Origin of the sequence: Bowmanella yangjiangensis (genome assembly GCF_018531185.1) — a bacterium.
Taxonomy (GTDB): Bacteria; Pseudomonadota; Gammaproteobacteria; order Enterobacterales; family Alteromonadaceae; genus Bowmanella; species Bowmanella yangjiangensis.
This window is the reverse complement of record NZ_JAHDJU010000003.1, coordinates 26194-41606: the sequence shown is the minus strand read 5'-3', so window position 1 is coordinate 41606 and position 15413 is coordinate 26194. Positions and strand designations below refer to the sequence as shown.

15 protein-coding genes are annotated in these 15413 nt (G+C 48.6%); 13 read left to right on the top strand and 2 right to left on the bottom strand.

The window, feature by feature from the left end:
* The first annotated feature begins 65 nt into the window (after nucleotides 1-65).
* From serC to pyrF, 8 genes are all read left to right on the top strand, one after another.
* On the top strand, nucleotides 66-1151 hold the full coding sequence (gene serC, locus KJY73_RS15765) for a 3-phosphoserine/phosphohydroxythreonine transaminase (protein ID WP_214344712.1): 1086 nt from the start codon (nucleotides 66-68) through the stop codon (nucleotides 1149-1151).
* Nucleotides 1151-2434, top strand: coding sequence for a 3-phosphoshikimate 1-carboxyvinyltransferase (gene aroA / locus KJY73_RS15760; RefSeq protein ID WP_214344711.1), 1284 nt, complete (start codon nucleotides 1151-1153; stop codon nucleotides 2432-2434). The genes serC and aroA overlap by 1 nt, the downstream gene beginning before the upstream one ends.
* Before the next feature lie 141 nt (nucleotides 2435-2575).
* Nucleotides 2576-3259, top strand: a complete 684-nt coding sequence (cmk, locus tag KJY73_RS15755; protein WP_214344710.1) for a (d)CMP kinase — start codon at nucleotides 2576-2578, stop codon at nucleotides 3257-3259.
* A 96-nt stretch (nucleotides 3260-3355) separates the two neighbouring features.
* Nucleotides 3356-5029: a 30S ribosomal protein S1 gene (rpsA, locus tag KJY73_RS15750; RefSeq protein WP_214344709.1), complete on the top strand. Its 1674-nt coding sequence runs from the start codon at nucleotides 3356-3358 to the stop codon at nucleotides 5027-5029.
* Nucleotides 5030-5102: 73 nt separating this feature from the next.
* Nucleotides 5103-5393: an integration host factor subunit beta gene (gene ihfB, locus KJY73_RS15745; protein WP_206596308.1), complete on the top strand. Its 291-nt coding sequence runs from the start codon at nucleotides 5103-5105 to the stop codon at nucleotides 5391-5393.
* Between the two features lie 130 nt (nucleotides 5394-5523).
* Nucleotides 5524-5778, top strand: a complete 255-nt coding sequence (locus KJY73_RS15740; RefSeq protein ID WP_206596307.1) for a lipopolysaccharide assembly protein LapA domain-containing protein — start codon at nucleotides 5524-5526, stop codon at nucleotides 5776-5778.
* Nucleotides 5779-5783: 5 nt separating this feature from the next.
* The gene (gene lapB, locus KJY73_RS15735; protein ID WP_214344708.1) at nucleotides 5784-6953 is read left to right on the top strand and encodes a lipopolysaccharide assembly protein LapB; all 1170 of its coding nucleotides are present in this window, start codon (nucleotides 5784-5786) and stop codon (nucleotides 6951-6953) included.
* Complete coding sequence (gene pyrF, locus KJY73_RS15730; protein ID WP_214344707.1) at nucleotides 6954-7649, top strand: orotidine-5'-phosphate decarboxylase; 696 nt, start codon at nucleotides 6954-6956, stop codon at nucleotides 7647-7649.
* 95 nt (nucleotides 7650-7744) lie between these two features.
* Here the strand turns inward: pyrF and rne are convergent, their stop codons facing one another.
* Entirely contained in the window at nucleotides 7745-10750 is a 3006-nt protein-coding gene (gene rne, locus KJY73_RS15725; protein ID WP_214345293.1) for a ribonuclease E, read from the bottom strand.
* Between the two features lie 615 nt (nucleotides 10751-11365).
* On the opposite strand from rne, the gene rluC reads away from it, so the two are divergent.
* Nucleotides 11366-12313 (top strand): 23S rRNA pseudouridine(955/2504/2580) synthase RluC, encoded by a 948-nt coding sequence (gene rluC / locus KJY73_RS15720; protein WP_214344706.1) that lies wholly within the window; start codon nucleotides 11366-11368, stop codon nucleotides 12311-12313.
* 1 nt (nucleotide 12314) lies between these two features.
* Nucleotides 12315-12962, top strand: coding sequence for an HAD-IA family hydrolase (locus KJY73_RS15715; RefSeq protein WP_214344705.1), 648 nt, complete (start codon nucleotides 12315-12317; stop codon nucleotides 12960-12962).
* On the opposite strand, the gene KJY73_RS15710 is transcribed toward KJY73_RS15715, so the two are convergent.
* A complete protein-coding gene (locus tag KJY73_RS15710) occupies nucleotides 12959-13549 on the bottom strand; it encodes a Maf family protein (protein WP_214344704.1) in 591 nt (196 codons plus the stop codon). The two genes, KJY73_RS15715 and KJY73_RS15710, sit on opposite strands and share 4 nt — an antisense overlap.
* Before the next feature lie 123 nt (nucleotides 13550-13672).
* Between KJY73_RS15710 and yceD the strand changes: the two genes are divergently transcribed.
* Genes yceD through plsX form a run of 3 tightly spaced genes read left to right on the top strand, consistent with a single transcriptional unit; the run spans nucleotide 13673 to nucleotide 15411 of the window.
* Complete coding sequence (yceD, locus tag KJY73_RS15705) at nucleotides 13673-14200, top strand: 23S rRNA accumulation protein YceD (RefSeq protein ID WP_214344703.1); 528 nt, start codon at nucleotides 13673-13675, stop codon at nucleotides 14198-14200.
* Nucleotides 14201-14203: 3 nt separating this feature from the next.
* Nucleotides 14204-14374: a 50S ribosomal protein L32 gene (gene rpmF / locus KJY73_RS15700; protein WP_088328389.1), complete on the top strand. Its 171-nt coding sequence runs from the start codon at nucleotides 14204-14206 to the stop codon at nucleotides 14372-14374.
* A gap of 11 nt (nucleotides 14375-14385) precedes the next feature.
* The gene (gene plsX / locus KJY73_RS15695; protein ID WP_206594458.1) at nucleotides 14386-15411 is read left to right on the top strand and encodes a phosphate acyltransferase PlsX; all 1026 of its coding nucleotides are present in this window, start codon (nucleotides 14386-14388) and stop codon (nucleotides 15409-15411) included.
* Nucleotides 15412-15413 lie beyond the last annotated feature (2 nt).

Here is a 15413-nt window from a genome sequence, read left to right as displayed (position 1 = left end):
CTGTATAGCGACGAGCGGCCTGAGATAATCCTTACGCCGCTCGTTTGCTTTTTAAGAGTGTAATAATGAACAAGGTGTATAACTTTTGTGCAGGCCCTGCCATGTTACCTGTAGAGGTCATGCAGCAGGCACAGGCTGAATTTGTCGATTGGCAGGGACAGGGTTGCTCGGTGATGGAATTAAGCCATCGCAGCAAAGATTTTATTCAGGTAGCCGAGCAGGCAGAAGCCGATTTACGCGAGTTACTGGCGATACCCAGTAACTATAAAGTGTTATTTACCCATGGTGGCGGCCGCGGTCAGTTTTCTGCCGTTCCACTTAACCTGGGCGGTAAGCAGGAGCAGGCCGATTATTTGGTCAGTGGCTCCTGGTCATCGGCGGCGGTAGATGAAGCCAAACGTTATCTGATACCCAATGTAGTTGCCAGTAGTCGCTGGCAGGACGAACGCCTGATAGTTCCCGAGCAGAATGAATGGCAACTCAACCCCCATGCAGCTTATTTGCACTATTGTCCGAATGAGACGGTAGATGGGGTCGAGATGTCAGAGATCCCGGATATCGGCACAGTGCCGCTCGTGGCGGATATGTCATCCAATATTCTGTCTAAACCTGTGGATGTCTCTCGCTTCGGTGTGATTTATGCTGGCGCGCAGAAAAACATCGGGCCTTCTGGTCTGTCAGTGGTGATTGTCAGAGACGACTTGCTGGATCAGTCCATGGCGCATACGCCCTCTATTCTGAACTATAAGATTTTGGCCGAGCAGGGCTCCATGTTTAACACGCCGCCAACCTATGCTTGGTATTTGGCTGGCCTGGTCTTTAAGTGGTTAAAAGCCCAAGGTGGTGTTGAGGCCATGGAAAAACGCAATGCCGAAAAAGCGGCATTGCTGTATGGCTATATCGACGGCAGCGATTTCTATCAGAACCGAATTCATACTGCCTATCGTTCACGTATGAATGTACCTTTCCAGTTGGCTAATCCTGAGTTGGATAAAGCTTTCTTACAGCAGTCTGAACAGGCTGGTTTGAAAGCGCTGGCCGGGCATCGAAGTGTCGGTGGAATGCGAGCCAGTATTTATAACGCTATGCCCATTGAAGGTGTACAAACGCTGGTTGATTTTATGGCTGACTTTGCCCGGAGGAACGGTTAATGGAGCAATTGGTATTAAACCCCATCGCTCGTATTGACGGTGAAGTGAACTTACCCGGCTCCAAAAGTTTGTCGAACCGTGCCTTGTTACTGGCTGCCATGGCAGAAGGTCAGACTGAGCTGACCAATTTGCTGGATAGCGAAGATATCCATCATATGCTTAACGCCCTGACTAAGCTCGGTGTGAGTTATCAGCTAAGTGCAGATAAGACGCGTTGCACGGTGCAGGGATTAGGACATGCATTCAAAGTTGCCGCCAAGCAAAGCCTGTTTTTGGGCAATGCCGGTACCGCCATGCGTCCTTTGTGCGCGGCATTGGCGTTATCCGATGGTGAGTTTGAACTGACGGGTGAGCCACGTATGGAAGAGCGTCCTATTGGTGCGCTTGTCGATGCACTCAGACAAGCCGGTGCGGATATTCAGTACTTGAAAAACCAAGGCTTCCCACCTCTGCTGATAAAAGGCAAGGCCCTGTCTGGCGGTACCATTCAGGTGGATGGCAGTGTCTCCAGTCAGTTTCTGACGGCGGTATTGATGGCGGCACCCTTGTTCGAAGGCGAGACGCAAATTGAGATAGTCGGTGAGCTGGTGTCAAAACCTTATATCGACATAACCCTGGACACCATGGCTAAGTTTGGTGTGCAGGTGGAAAATCACCAATATCAGAAGTTTGTGGTTACCGCTGGCCAGCGTTATCGCGCGCCTGGCACTTTCCTGGTGGAAGGCGATGCCTCTTCTGCTTCTTACTTTCTGGCGGCGGCCGCAATTAAAGGCGGCAAAGTCAAAGTAACAGGTATAGGGCGTGATAGTATCCAGGGTGATAAGGACTTCGCGTTAGTACTTGAAGCTATGGGTGCCAAGGTTCATTGGGGGCCAGACTTTGTGGAAGTGCAAGGCGCACCGTTGAAGGCCATTGATATGGATATGAACCATATTCCTGACGCTGCCATGACCATTGCCACCACCGCGCTGTTTGCCACGGGTACTACGGCGATTCGCAATATCTACAACTGGCGAGTAAAGGAAACCGATCGTTTACATGCTATGGCCACCGAATTACGTAAAGTCGGTGCTCATGTGGTGGAAGGTCACGATTTTATCGAAGTAACGCCGCCTTCGACGCTTAAACGCGCAGAAATCGATACCTACAATGACCACCGTGTAGCAATGTGTTTCTCACTGGTTGCATTGAGCGATACAGCGGTGGTGATCAACGATCCAGGCTGCACTGCGAAGACTTTCCCAGACTATTTTGAACGCCTTTCCCAGATAAGCCATGCATAGCTAAAGTCCTTTCCCAATGGCATAGAGGCGCTGGCCTTAGGGTTAACGCCTTTATGCTGATTGGGTAGTTTCGTTGCTTATCCCTCCTTTACGCGTATAATTGCGCGCGTTTTTTACAACGAAGACAGTTTTGGAGATTCGATGCAAGTAGCGCCTGTCATTACCATCGACGGACCGAGTGGAGCAGGAAAAGGCACCATTAGCGCCATGTTGGCTGAAAAGTTGGGATGGCACTTCTTAGACAGCGGAGCGATCTACCGTGTTTTAGCCGTTGCCTCTTTGCATCATCAAATCGATGCAACGGATGAAATGGGCCTGATACCTCTCGCGTCCAGTCTGGACGTCAGCTTCGAAACCCAGAGTGATGGCGTTACCCGAATCATTTTGGAAGGCGAAGATGTGACTGACAGTATACGCACCGAAGAAGTTGGCGCAGTGGCGTCGCAAGTCGCTTCTTTGCCCCGTGTGCGTGAAGCTTTACTGAGGCGTCAGCGGGCATTTCGCGATGAGCCCGGACTAGTTGCCGATGGCCGGGACATGGGAACCGTCGTATTTCCCGGCGCGCAGGCTAAAATATTCCTGACCGCCAGTGCCGAAGAACGAGCAATGCGTCGCTTTAACCAGTTGAAAGATAAGGGGCTCGATGTTAGCATTGAGCGCCTTTTAACCGACATTCAGGCTCGTGACGAACGTGATACTAATCGTTCGGTGGCGCCTTTGATGCCGGCTGAAGATGCATTAGTGCTGGATTCTACTCATATGAGTATTAGCCAAGTGCTTGAAGCTGTTATGCAATATGTTCAGGAACAATTGCATAATAAATGATGAAACAGCTCGAATGTAAGGATGCGTCGAGCCAATTGGAACAACCCCACATTAGCGGGACTGCTGAGTGGATGTCAATACTTGAATAATCACACTATGACTGAAAATTTTGCTCAACTTTTCGAAGAAAGTTTAAAACAGCTTGAAACTCGCCCAGGTGCCATTGTTAAAGGTACTGTAGTTGCTATCGACAAAGACATCGTTTTAGTAGATGCGGGTCTCAAGTCTGAAAGTGCCATCCCTGCCGAACAGTTCAAAAATGCTGAAGGCGTTCTGGAAATCGCAGTAGGCGACACTGTGGATGTAGCACTGGACGCTGTGGAAGATGGATTCGGTGAAACGATCCTTTCTCGTGAGAAAGCCAAGCGTCACGAAGCCTGGGTTGAGTTGGAAAAAGCATACGAAGAGAAAGCGACCATCAAGGGTATCATCAATGGCAAAGTCAAAGGTGGCTTTACTGTTGAAGTTAACTCTGTACGCGCTTTCTTACCTGGTTCTTTGGTTGATGTACGTCCAGTGCGTGACACTATTCACCTGGAAGGCAAAGAGCTGGAATTCAAAGTTATCAAGTTGGACGCCAAGCGTAACAACGTAGTGGTATCTCGCCGCGCGGTTATTGAAGCTGAGAACAGTGCTGAGCGTGAAAGCCTGCTTGCCAACCTGGAAGAAGGTTTGGAAGTTAAAGGTATCGTTAAGAACCTGACCGACTACGGTGCATTCGTAGATCTGGGCGGTGTTGACGGTCTGCTGCACATCACCGACATGGCTTGGAAGCGCGTTAAGCACCCAAGCGAAATCGTAAATGTTGGTGACGAGATCCAAGTTAAAGTCCTGAAGTTCGATCGCGAGAAGTCTCGTGTATCTTTGGGCATGAAGCAAATGGGCAGCGATCCTTGGAGCGAAATTGCTCAGCGTTACCCAGAAGGCACTAAGCTGTCTGGCCAGGTAACTAACCTGACTGACTACGGCTGCTTCGTAGAAATCGAAGACGGCGTTGAAGGTCTGGTACACGTTTCTGAAATGGATTGGACCAACAAGAACATCCACCCATCTAAGGTTGTTAACCTGGGTGATGTAGTTGAAGTTATGGTTCTGGAAATCGACGAAGAGCGTCGTCGTATTTCTCTGGGTCTGAAACAGTGTAAAGCCAATCCTTGGGAAGAGTTTGCGAAGACTCACAACAAGGGCGACAAAGTTACTGGTAAGATCAAGTCTATCACTGACTTTGGTATCTTCATCGGTCTGGACGGTGGCATCGACGGCCTGGTTCACTTGTCTGACATTTCTTGGAACAAAGCCGGCGAAGAAGCCGTACGTGATTACAAGAAAGGCGACGAGATTTCTGCCGTTGTACTGCAAGTTGACCCAGAGCGTGAGCGTATCAGCTTGGGCGTGAAACAAATCGAAGAAGATCCTTTCAATAAGTATCTGACAGATAACAAGAAAGGTGCTATCGTTGTCGGTAAGGTTACCGCTGTTGACGCCAAAGGCGTGACTGTTGAGCTGGCTGAAGAAGTTGAAGGTTACATTCGTGCAACCGACCTGATGCGTGACCGCGTTGAAGATGCTTCTGAAGTTGTCAAAGTCGGCGAAGAAATCGAAGCCAAGTACGTTGGTGTTGATCGTAAGAACCGTATCGTTAACTTGTCTGTGAAGGCAAAAGACGAAGCGGAAGAGAAAGAAGCGATCGACAAAGTGAACCAGCAGGAAGAATCTGGTTTCGGTAACGCTATGGCTGAAGCTTTCAAAGCAGCAAAAGGCGAAGAGTAAGGAGTCGGGGAGGCCGATAGGCCTCCTCAACAGATCGGTAACTGTATGATTTGTCCTAGATCACGAGGTTAATATGACCAAATCTGAACTAATCGACAGACTTGCTGATAAAGCCCGACATATCCCGGCCAAGGACGTGGAAGCGGCGATAAAAGAAATGCTGGAACAGATGGCGCAAACTCTGCAGAAGGGTGAGCGTATCGAAATCCGCGGATTCGGCAGTTTTTCACTGCATTATCGAGCGCCTCGCGTTGGTCGTAACCCTAAAACTGGTGAAACAGTGAAGTTGGACGGCAAGTACGTTCCTCACTTTAAACCTGGCAAGGAATTGCGTGAAAGGGTAAATGACGGGATGACTCACTAATAGAAAAGGCATCCCATTTGGGGTGCCTTTTTTGTCATTGTCAGTCAGTGCTTTATCATCGAGTCAACGTTGTTTGACGTTATTTTTTACCAATGAAAACCAACCCTGATTGCCTATATGGGAGTATGACTTGAAGCTGATTTTGAGCCTGTTGCTGGCAGTGTTGATTTTTCTACTTGCCTTAGCCATCGGCGCACAAAACGACCAATTGGTTCAGGTTAATTATCTCATTGCACAATCTGAGTTGCGGCTGTCCAGTTTGATGGCTGTGATGTTTGTTGGTGGTGTTGTGGTCTGTCTGCTTTTCTGTATTTTCTGGTTTATCGGTTTTCGTTGGCGTGACCGACGCAAAGCCAAGCTGGTTAACAGTCAAAGAGACAGCTAATTCCCATGCTTGAGCTGCTTTTCCTCCTGCTTCCTGTCGCAGCCGGCTATGGTTGGGTTATGGGGCGTAATAGTTTGCGCCAGGCCCAGCGTAAGCAATCCAGCATCTTATCCCGGCATTATTATAAAGGGTTGAATTTCCTGCTATCAGATCAACCAGATAAGGCCGTTGATACCCTAATTAAAATGATCAATGTCGACAGTGACACTGTCGAAACCCATATTGCAATGGGTAATTTCTTCCGTCACCGGGGGGAATTAGACCGAGCCATACGGGTTCACCAGAATCTGGTTGATAAAGAGCAACTGAATGATGCGCTTAAGCAACAAGCATTAAAAGAGTTAGGCCGCGATTACTTGCTAGCTGGCTTTTTGGAACGTGCTGAAGCGGCTTTTTTGCAGTTGCTGGACAGTGACAAGTACTTTATGGATGCCCAGCAGCAACTGTTTAATATTTATCAAACTACCAAAGAATGGGACCGCGCGATTGATCTGGCCGAACGCATGGTGAACTGCCATGGCGATAGTCTCGAACTATGTGAACGCGTAGCGCATTTTTATTGTGAGCAAGCCGCGGTTCACCTTAAAAAGCAAGCATTTGAGCAAGCTGAGAAGAGTTTACAAAAAGCCGTGTTATCGGATGAACACGCAGTACGTCCCTGGCTGATGTTGGGGCAAATGGCTATTGCACAGCAAGACTATTTGCAAGCGCAGGAGTACCTGCAACAAGTGCCGGTCAGGGATGTAACCTGGTTAAGTGAAGCCGTTCCTTTATTGCAAGAATGTGCAGATAAGCTGGATGATACGACTGTACTTGAAGTTTTGCTGGAAACCTATCATCAGCAATGTGCCACAGCTTACCTGGCGAAAGTAAAATTGATGGCAAGCAAAGGGCAGGAGAGCCAAGCTGCCGATTTTCTACTACAGCAGTTGCATAAAAAGCCCACCATGAAAGGGTTTGAAACCCTGATGAATTTATACCAGCACCAAAGTACCACTGAGCAAGTAGGTAACAGCTTAGCTATGCTTCAGGAACTGGTGCAGGAACAGATTAAACAAAGACCCAAGTATCGTTGTACCGCCTGTGGTTTCTCTGGTCGCCAATTGCACTGGTTGTGTCCATCCTGCAAGAAGTGGGGACTGGTGAAGCCAATAAAAGGTTTGGATGGAGAGTAGATGAAAGATCCTAAAATAGTGGTTGCACTGGATTTTGATAACCAGAAACACGCGTTGCATTTTGTTGATCAAATCGACCCACAGAGCTGTAGGTTGAAGGTGGGTAAAGAGATGTTTACCTATTTTGGTCCTGACTTCGTTAAGCAGCTTATCAGCAGGGACTTTGATGTATTTCTCGACCTGAAATTTCACGATATACCGAATACTGTAGCCAAAGCCTGCGTCGCTGCAGCTGAATTGGGTGTGTGGATGGTGAATTTGCATGCTAGCGGTGGGACTAAAATGATGGAAACCAGTCGCGCTGCGTTAGAACAGTTTGGTGAGCAGCGTCCATTGCTGATTGCGGTTACTGTACTTACCAGCATGTCTGAAGCGGAGTTAAGGGCGACGGGGGTAGATAAAACCCCTGAGCAGCAAGTGTTGCATCTGGCTGGATTAGCAAAAGGTGCTAGGTTGGATGGGGTAGTCTGCTCAGCCCAGGAAGCGGTTGCATTAAAACGCAGCCTAGGACTTGATTTTAAACTGGTTACACCAGGTATACGTCCTGCTGGTGCCGCTATCGGTGACCAACACCGGGTAATGACGCCTGAACAAGCCGTGCAGGCTGGAGTAGACTACATGGTTATCGGCAGACCTATTACTCAGGCCGCCGACCCGGTGGAAGCGCTAGCGGCAATTAATCGCACTATCGCTTAGACAGCCAAGATATTTAGCTCGTTAAACTCTTTTCAACGCAGAGTCGAGAACATTAAAAAAGGCCGCAATTGCGGCCTTTTTCTGTGACTGGCAGATTACTCCGCGACACTTTCCGGTTTAGTTGCAGGTGCATCAGCACGTGTACTGTAGTTTGCTCGTGTCGCTGCTTTCCCTGATGTCTTCAGTTCAGGTCTGCTGGCGATTTCCAAGGCTTGTATTTGGATATCGGCAAACCCTTCCGGCAGGCTCACGGGCTTAGCCATTGGAGCAGAGGTGAAATGGAACTGTGGCGCTTTACCACCAACGGCAGCAGGTTTAGCTTGTCTTGTTTTGGCTTTAGGGGCAGCTTTTTTCTCAGCAACCTCAGCAACCTCAGCAACCTCAGCAACCTCAGCAACCTCAGCAACCTCAGCAACCTCAGCAACCTCAGCAACCTCAGCAACCTCAGCAACCTCAGCAACCTCAGCAACCTCAGCAACCTCAGGCTTCACATCGTTACTAGCATTATCTTCCAAGGCAATTTCTACTTGCTGTGGCGCTTTGCTGCGACGGGTTCTGCGCTTGGGCTTTTCAGCTTGTTCCTCTGCGGCGTTAACGTCCTCGGCCGGAGCCTCTGCCAAATCACGGGCTGATTCCTGAACCTCCGGGGTTTGAGCTACTTCAGCAGGCGCTTCTGGCGCTACAACGTCAGCAACCGCCGCCTCAGGTTGAGAAACAACATCCAATGCCAGTTGGTCCTGCGCAGGTGAAGCAGTTTCACCTTCCTGTTCTAGCTCCTGATCCTTACGACGTTTTTGACCAGCAGCGCGAATATGGCGAGGCGAGCGACGGCTGCGATTGCGTCCACCATCGTCCTTCTGCTGATCTTTATCCGCACCTGGTTCTTCACTTTGTACTGACTCGTTGGTCTCAGCTTGCACAACCACTGCCACATTTTCCACGTCTGCAACAGGTGCTATAGCGGGCTTAGCAACGACAGTTTCAGTCGCTTCGACCTGCACTGGCTGCTGAAGCAGCTCAGTATCTTGTGCATTGTTGGTCTCGTTGGCTTGAACGCGAACAGAACGGCGCTTATCTCGACGTTGACGACGTTCTGCCAATTGTTCTTGCTTAGGCTGACGCTGCGGCTCTTTGTGCTGCGGTTTGTTATCTGTCAACTGCTGGTTGTCAGCATCCTCAGCTTTGTTGCGTCTGTTGTTTCTGCGTTGATCCCGTGGCTCATCACGACGTGAATCTTTGCGGGCCTCATCACGGCTGCTCTGATCGTCGCGGCGATCGTCACGCTTTTCTTCATTGCGGGCACGTTTGTTATCGCGACGACCATCTTCAGGTCGGTTTCTGTCACGACGAGGTTTCTTGCCACGCTGCTGATTATTACGGTTACCGCGATTGCCTGATTCGTTGGGTTTGCTTTGCGGCTGCTCTGATGCAAACAGCGACTTAAACCAACTTCCTAGTTTTTCCAACAGTGATGGTCCCTGTGGGGCGGCTTGCTTAGCGACAGGGGCGGCTTTGGGCGGAGAAATCAGGGTTTTCAGCGCAGGCTCTTCACGACTAGGTTGTTCCTGACCAACCTTAGGCTGATCGATACTACGAGTTTCGTCCAAGGTCACATTGTAACTGGCTTCACTGATCACATCGTCACTTCTGTGACGGGTCACCCGGTAATGGGGTGTTTCCATATTAGGATTGGGGATGATCAGTAAATGCACTTGATGGCGCTGTTCAATACTACGCACCGCATTGCGTTTTTCATTCAATAAATAAGTGGCAACGCTGACCGGCACCTGGGCTTCAATTTGACCGGTGTTGTCCTTGATTGCTTCCTCTTCCATGATACGCAAAACAGACAAGGCCAGAGATTCGGTACCGCGTACTGTACCTACGCCATCACAACGAGGGCATACATGGTGAGCCGATTCACCCAAAGAAGGGCGCAGACGCTGACGGGACATTTCCAGTAAGCCGAAACGTGAAATACGGCCTAGCTGCACTCTGGCGCGATCAGATTTAACCGCATCGGCCAGGCGCTTTTCAACTTCACGTTGGTGACGCACTGGGGTCATGTCGATAAAGTCGATAACGAACAAGCCACCTAAGTCGCGCAGACGTAATTGACGAGCAATCTCATCCGCTGCTTCCAGGTTGGTGTTCAGAGCGGTTTCTTCAATATCCCCACCTTTAGTGGCTCGTGCAGAGTTGATATCTACAGAGGTAAGGGCTTCAGTTTGATCGATAACAATGGAGCCGCCGGACGGTAAACGGACTTCCCGTTGAAAGGCCGATTCAATTTGCGTTTCAATCTGGTAATGACTGAAAAGGGGGACATCACCTTTATACAGTTTAATGCGACTGATAAAGTCGGGTCTCACCAACTCGATATGTTGTTTGGCCTGCTCAAAAATCTGCTCGTCATCAATCAGGATCTCGCCGATATCTCGACGCAAATAGTCACGAATGGCACGCACTATAACATTACTTTCCTGATGAATCAGGAAGGGCGCCTGACGAGATTTTGAGGCATCTTCGATAGCTTGCCAGTGGGTTAGCAAAACGCTCAGATCCCATTCAAGCTCTTCATAAGATTTTCCAACACCTGCCGTACGTACAATCAGTCCCATGCCATCAGGCAAAGACAACTTATTCAGTGCTTGCTTCAGGTCAGTGCGTTCATCTCCTTCGATGCGACGGGAAATACCGCCTGCACGAGGGTTGTTGGGCATCAATACCAGGTAACTGCCGGCCAGGCTGATAAAGGTGGTCAGGGCTGCGCCTTTCTGTCCACGTTCTTCTTTATCTATCTGAACTATAACTTCCTGACCTTCTTTGATAGCGTCCTTGATATTGGGGCGGCCTTCAAAATTGTATCCTTTAGGGAAGTAGGTGCGGGCGATTTCTTTGAGAGGAAGGAAACCATGGCGTTCTGCGCCATAGTCAACAAAGGCTGCTTCTAAGCTGGGTTCTACCCGGGTTATCCGACCTTTGTATATATTCGCTTTCTTTTGTTCATGTCCTGGACTTTCTATATCCAGATCGTAAAGTTTCTGCCCGTCTACCAGGGCAACACGCAACTCTTCGTGTTGAGTTGCGTTGATCAACATTCTCTTCATTTCGTGACTCGATAGGTATCGATCACTATCGAAATACAAGATCCCACCAGCGTCTCACAGCGTTTTAACAGTGCAGTCTCCCGACTGGGTGGTGGCTCAAGCCAAATCAAATTGTGTGGTCTTAAATACAGACTAGTCGGTCAGACATTATGCTGGCCTGACAGACATTTAAACTGGTTAATACTTTGCTTCGATAGCAATCTAATTCTTAAAAAATTTGTTTTGTTGCTTGGGCTCTGTCATTGCCGTGATGCACGAACTTTTACACTCTTCGTGCCCGGTATGCTCGCTTACTCATCATCTTGATGAGAATCTGTTGTTCAGCGTTCAGAACCCGGTCTGTTTTTAGTCAGACCTGATCATCTTTTTTGGATCAAAAGCGCGGCAATTATCGCATTAAAGAAAGATTACAGGCAAGGCAATTCATTTATTAAATGAGTTGTGCTTTTTCAACGTTTTACTGACTGTCGAAGACCAATAAATGGCGCTACCCCTTGTTCTGAGTGGAAAACATCTGAAAGCGGTAGCTGTCTTTATGCAGACCTAAAAATTCTCATACGAAAATTTTCATCACCAAATACACAAATAGGGTAAAATGGCCCTCCTATGACAGAACAAAATTCATCAAAAGTACAACTTATTCAGGTCGATCCCGAACTGGAAGGACAACGAATAGATAACTTTTTACGCACTCAGCTTAAAGGTGTGCCTAAAAGCCTTATTTATCGGGTTTTACGTAAAGGGGAAGTCCGGGTAAATAAGGGACGTATCAAACCTGACTATAAGTTACAGGCCAACGATATTGTGCGTATTCCTCCGCTCAAGGTGGCCGAAAAGAACGATGCCCCTTCGGTTAAATTAGACAAGGTGGCAACCCTTGAATCCCATATCTTGTTTGAAGATGACCAACTGATTGCTATCAATAAGCCATCTGGTATGGCAGTGCATGGCGGCAGTGGGCTGAGTTTTGGCGTGATTGAAGCGCTGCGTGCATTACGCCCGGACCAGAAGTATTTGGAGTTGGTGCATCGTCTTGACCGTGACACCTCAGGGTGTTTGCTAATTGCTAAGCGACGCTCAGCACTTAAATCATTGCACGAACAACTGCGCGATAAGACAGTCGATAAGCGTTACCAGGCATTGGTAGTGGGTGAATGGGCTGACAACCGGCATAAAGTCAGGGCGCCCCTTAAGAAGAATATTCTGAAGTCAGGGGAGCGCATGGTCTCGGTTTCTCCTGATGGCAAAGAATCTGAAACCCGCTATCAGGTGCTGGAGCGTTTTAGCGGTGCCACCTTGGTTGAAGCCTTTCCGGTTACCGGGCGTACTCACCAGATACGGGTGCACTGCCTGCATGCCGGACATGCTATTGCTTGTGATGATAAATATGGTGACGAGTCATTTAATCGTCATATGGCGGGGCTAGGCTTAAAAAGATTGTTTTTACATGCCTTTACGCTTTCATTTATTCATCCTAAAAGTGGCGAACGTTTGAGCTTAAAAGCCCCCTTAGATCCTCAATTAACTGCTGTGTTGAAGCAACTGCGTAAATAAGATGTATAAGCTGGTTATTTTTGATTGGGACGGCACCTTGATGGACTCAGGTGCCAGAATAGTGTCTGCCATGCAAACGGCAGCGCGCAGAGCAAACTTGCCTGTGCCGACAGACGATGCGGTAAAAGATATTATCGGTATTAGCCTGCTACCTGCCATGCAGATATTGTTTGGCAAGTTACCTGCGCAACAACAAGATTTGTTGTTCGAAAGCTATAAACAAGAATATGTAGAGAAAGATAAAACGCCGACCCCCATGTTTAACGGCGCAGGTGATTTACTTGATCGCTTATCAGGGCAGGGGACCTTGTTGGCGGTTGCCACAGGTAAAGCACGACGAGGCTTGAATAGGGTTTGGCAGGAGACCAATACCGGCCATTACTTTCAGGCATCCCGTTGCGGCGACGAAGCGGAGTCGAAACCTTCTTCAGATATGTTAGTGCAACTGCTTAACGAACTTAATGTAGAGGCCAGTCAAGCGGTCATGATTGGTGATACTGTTTACGATATGCAGATGGCGCAGAATCTCAATATGGATCGCATAGCCGTTAGCCATGGTGTGCATAGCGCAGAGCGCTTGGCTGGACATGCACCTCGCGCTATTGTGGACTCTCTGGCGGAACTACAACGTTTGCTGTGCAGGGGTTAATCCCCGATGCATAGAGGGTCTATGCCCGCTTGTTGCAGCATTTCGGTCAGGGCGATTAACGGTAGCCCCACCAGACTGTTCGGGTCGCGTCCTGAGAGTCGCTCAAATAAGCAGATACCCAGCCCCTCACTCATGAAACTGCCGGCACACTGATAGGGTTGCTCTTTTTGGAGATAAGCCTCTATCTGCTCGGCACTGAGTTGCCTGAATTGCACATCGAATGTCTCAATCTGCAACTGGCATGTTTTACTCTCACTGTTAAATAGGCATAAACCGGTATAGAACCTGACTAATCGACCGCTGGCCCGACTTAATTGTTCTACCGCAACGTCATGATTAAGGGGCTTGCCGATGATTTCACCATCCAGTGATGCAACCTGATCTGAACCTATGACTAACCCTGGCTCTGTCAACATGTTGGCAACCGATTCGGCTTTAGCGCGTGCCAGACGGCTGACTAACATGTCTGCGGTTTCACCTTCCAACTGGCTTTCATCAGTATGAGGAGCATGACAGCTAAAGGGAATACGGAACTTTTCCAGCAGGCTTTTCCGATACGGTGAGGTAGAGGCGAGAATCAATTGCATGCCCAAAAGTCCTTCAATACAAAAAAAGAAGGATTGTAACCAGGTCTTAGTACTTTACCCAAGGCCTTGTAGGCATAGATTTTCTTTGACTAAGCTTGTCCGTGGCTATATCATGCGCGCCCTATGCAGAAAGTGAAATTGCCCAAACAACTGGATCCAGTCAAAAGCGCCATGAAGCGTTCCGAGTATTTCGGCGTGATGGTGCCTAAAGATATGGTTCGATTGCAACAGGCAGTCGCTGAGGCAAACCAGGACATTGAGATTGAGGTCAGATTCAACAAAGACGCGCAGGGTCTGACTTTTTTTGAAGGCTACCTGGCTACCGAAGTTTCGCTTATCTGCCAAAGGTGCCATGGTACCTTTGCTCATCATTTGGATGTGTCATTTTGCTTCAGTCCGATAAAGCCTGATCAAGACACAGATGAGATACCGGAGGCTTATGAGCCGGTAGAGGTCAATGACCATGGAGAAGTCAATTTACTTCAACTCTTTGAGGATGAACTTATTTTAGCCTTGCCTATTGTGGCCTTTCACGCAGAAAAAGACTGCAAGGTAAGCGAGGATGAAATGAGCTATGGAGTAATTGAACCGGTGGCTGAGCGTCCAAACCCCTTTGCGGTGTTGAAAGAACTTAAGCGAGATCAGGAGTAGGTAATGGCGGTACAACAGAATCGTAAAACCCGTTCTAAGCGTGGCATGCGTCGTTCGCATGATGCTTTGACTGCGGAAACTTTGTCTGTAGATTCCACGTCAGGCGAGACGCATCGTCGTCATCACGTAACGGCTGACGGTTACTACAAAGGCAAAAAAGTCATCGCTAACTAAGCGAGCTGACTTTGACTAATCTAACCATCGCGTTAGATATGATGGGGGGCGATATCGGCCCCCCTGTTACTATTGAAGCCGCTGTTCATGCGGTGACGGAATTCCCACATCTTCATCTAATTCTATGCGGTGATCCTCAGTTGTTGAGTGATGGCCTGGCTAAATATCCGCAAGCGCCTTCTTCACAACTACAGATTGAAGCTACCGAGCAGACGGTGGGGATGGATGAAAGACCCAGTGCTGCGCTGCGCAGCAAAACCAAGTCTTCTATGCGCAGAGCATTGGAGCTGGTTGAAACTGGTCAGGCAGATGCTTGCGTCAGCGCGGGCAATACTGGTGCCTTGCTGGCAATGGCCTATTACGTGCTCAAAACTTTACCTGGCATTGATCGGCCGGCGCTCATTTCTTCATTACCTACCATCAGTCACCGTAAAGTCTATTTGCTGGATTTAGGGGCAAATGTAAATTGTGACTCAGAGATTCTGTTTCAGTATGCGGTGATGGGCTCAGTGCTGGCCCAAGAAGTGGAAGGTATTGAGCGTCCCAGGGTTGCCTTGCTCAATGTTGGTGAAGAGCAGATAAAGGGTAATGATCAGGTCAAGCACACAGCGCAGATTTTATCCTCGGTACCCAGCATTAATTACATTGGCTATATCGAAGGTAATGATATTTTTACCGACAAGGCCGATGTGGTGGTGACCGACGGCTTTGTTGGAAATATCGCCCTTAAAGCCTGTGAAGGCTTAGGAAAATTGATTTTCACCGAAGTGAAACGGGTTTCGGGTAAAAATTTGCTGACCCGGATAATGGCCCGTATGGCATTACCTATTCTGAAAAAGATTTACGCCAGGGTGAACCCCGACCAGTATAACGGTGCGAGTCTGATAGGATTGCGCGGAATTGTCGTTAAGAGCCATGGTAATGCCTCCAGCGAAGCTTTTCTGTACGCCATTAAAGAGGCGATGCAGGAAGTTACCAGACAGGTTCCGAGCAAAATAAAACATAAAATAGAAACTCTTCTAATGGAAAGGCCTTAAGC

Bases quoted from the DNA above. Each gene is read 5' to 3' on its own strand.
- aroA (WP_214344711.1), top strand. From the start codon at position 1,151: ATGGAGCAATTGGTATTAAACCCCATCGCTCGTATTGACGGTGAAGTG.
- KJY73_RS15715 (WP_214344705.1), top strand. From the start codon at position 12,315: ATGTATAAGCTGGTTATTTTTGATTGGGACGGCACCTTGATGGACTCA.
- serC (WP_214344712.1), top strand. From the start codon at position 66: ATGAACAAGGTGTATAACTTTTGTGCAGGCCCTGCCATGTTACCTGTA.
- rluC (WP_214344706.1), top strand. From the start codon at position 11,366: ATGACAGAACAAAATTCATCAAAAGTACAACTTATTCAGGTCGATCCC.
- pyrF (WP_214344707.1), top strand. From the start codon at position 6,954: ATGAAAGATCCTAAAATAGTGGTTGCACTGGATTTTGATAACCAGAAA.
- rne (WP_214345293.1), bottom strand. From the start codon at position 10,750: ATGTTGATCAACGCAACTCAACACGAAGAGTTGCGTGTTGCCCTGGTA.
- KJY73_RS15710 (WP_214344704.1), bottom strand. From the start codon at position 13,549: ATGCAATTGATTCTCGCCTCTACCTCACCGTATCGGAAAAGCCTGCTG.
- cmk (WP_214344710.1), top strand. From the start codon at position 2,576: ATGCAAGTAGCGCCTGTCATTACCATCGACGGACCGAGTGGAGCAGGA.
- yceD (WP_214344703.1), top strand. From the start codon at position 13,673: ATGCAGAAAGTGAAATTGCCCAAACAACTGGATCCAGTCAAAAGCGCC.
- ihfB (WP_206596308.1), top strand. From the start codon at position 5,103: ATGACCAAATCTGAACTAATCGACAGACTTGCTGATAAAGCCCGACAT.
- rpsA (WP_214344709.1), top strand. From the start codon at position 3,356: ATGACTGAAAATTTTGCTCAACTTTTCGAAGAAAGTTTAAAACAGCTT.
- lapB (WP_214344708.1), top strand. From the start codon at position 5,784: ATGCTTGAGCTGCTTTTCCTCCTGCTTCCTGTCGCAGCCGGCTATGGT.
- rpmF (WP_088328389.1), top strand. From the start codon at position 14,204: ATGGCGGTACAACAGAATCGTAAAACCCGTTCTAAGCGTGGCATGCGT.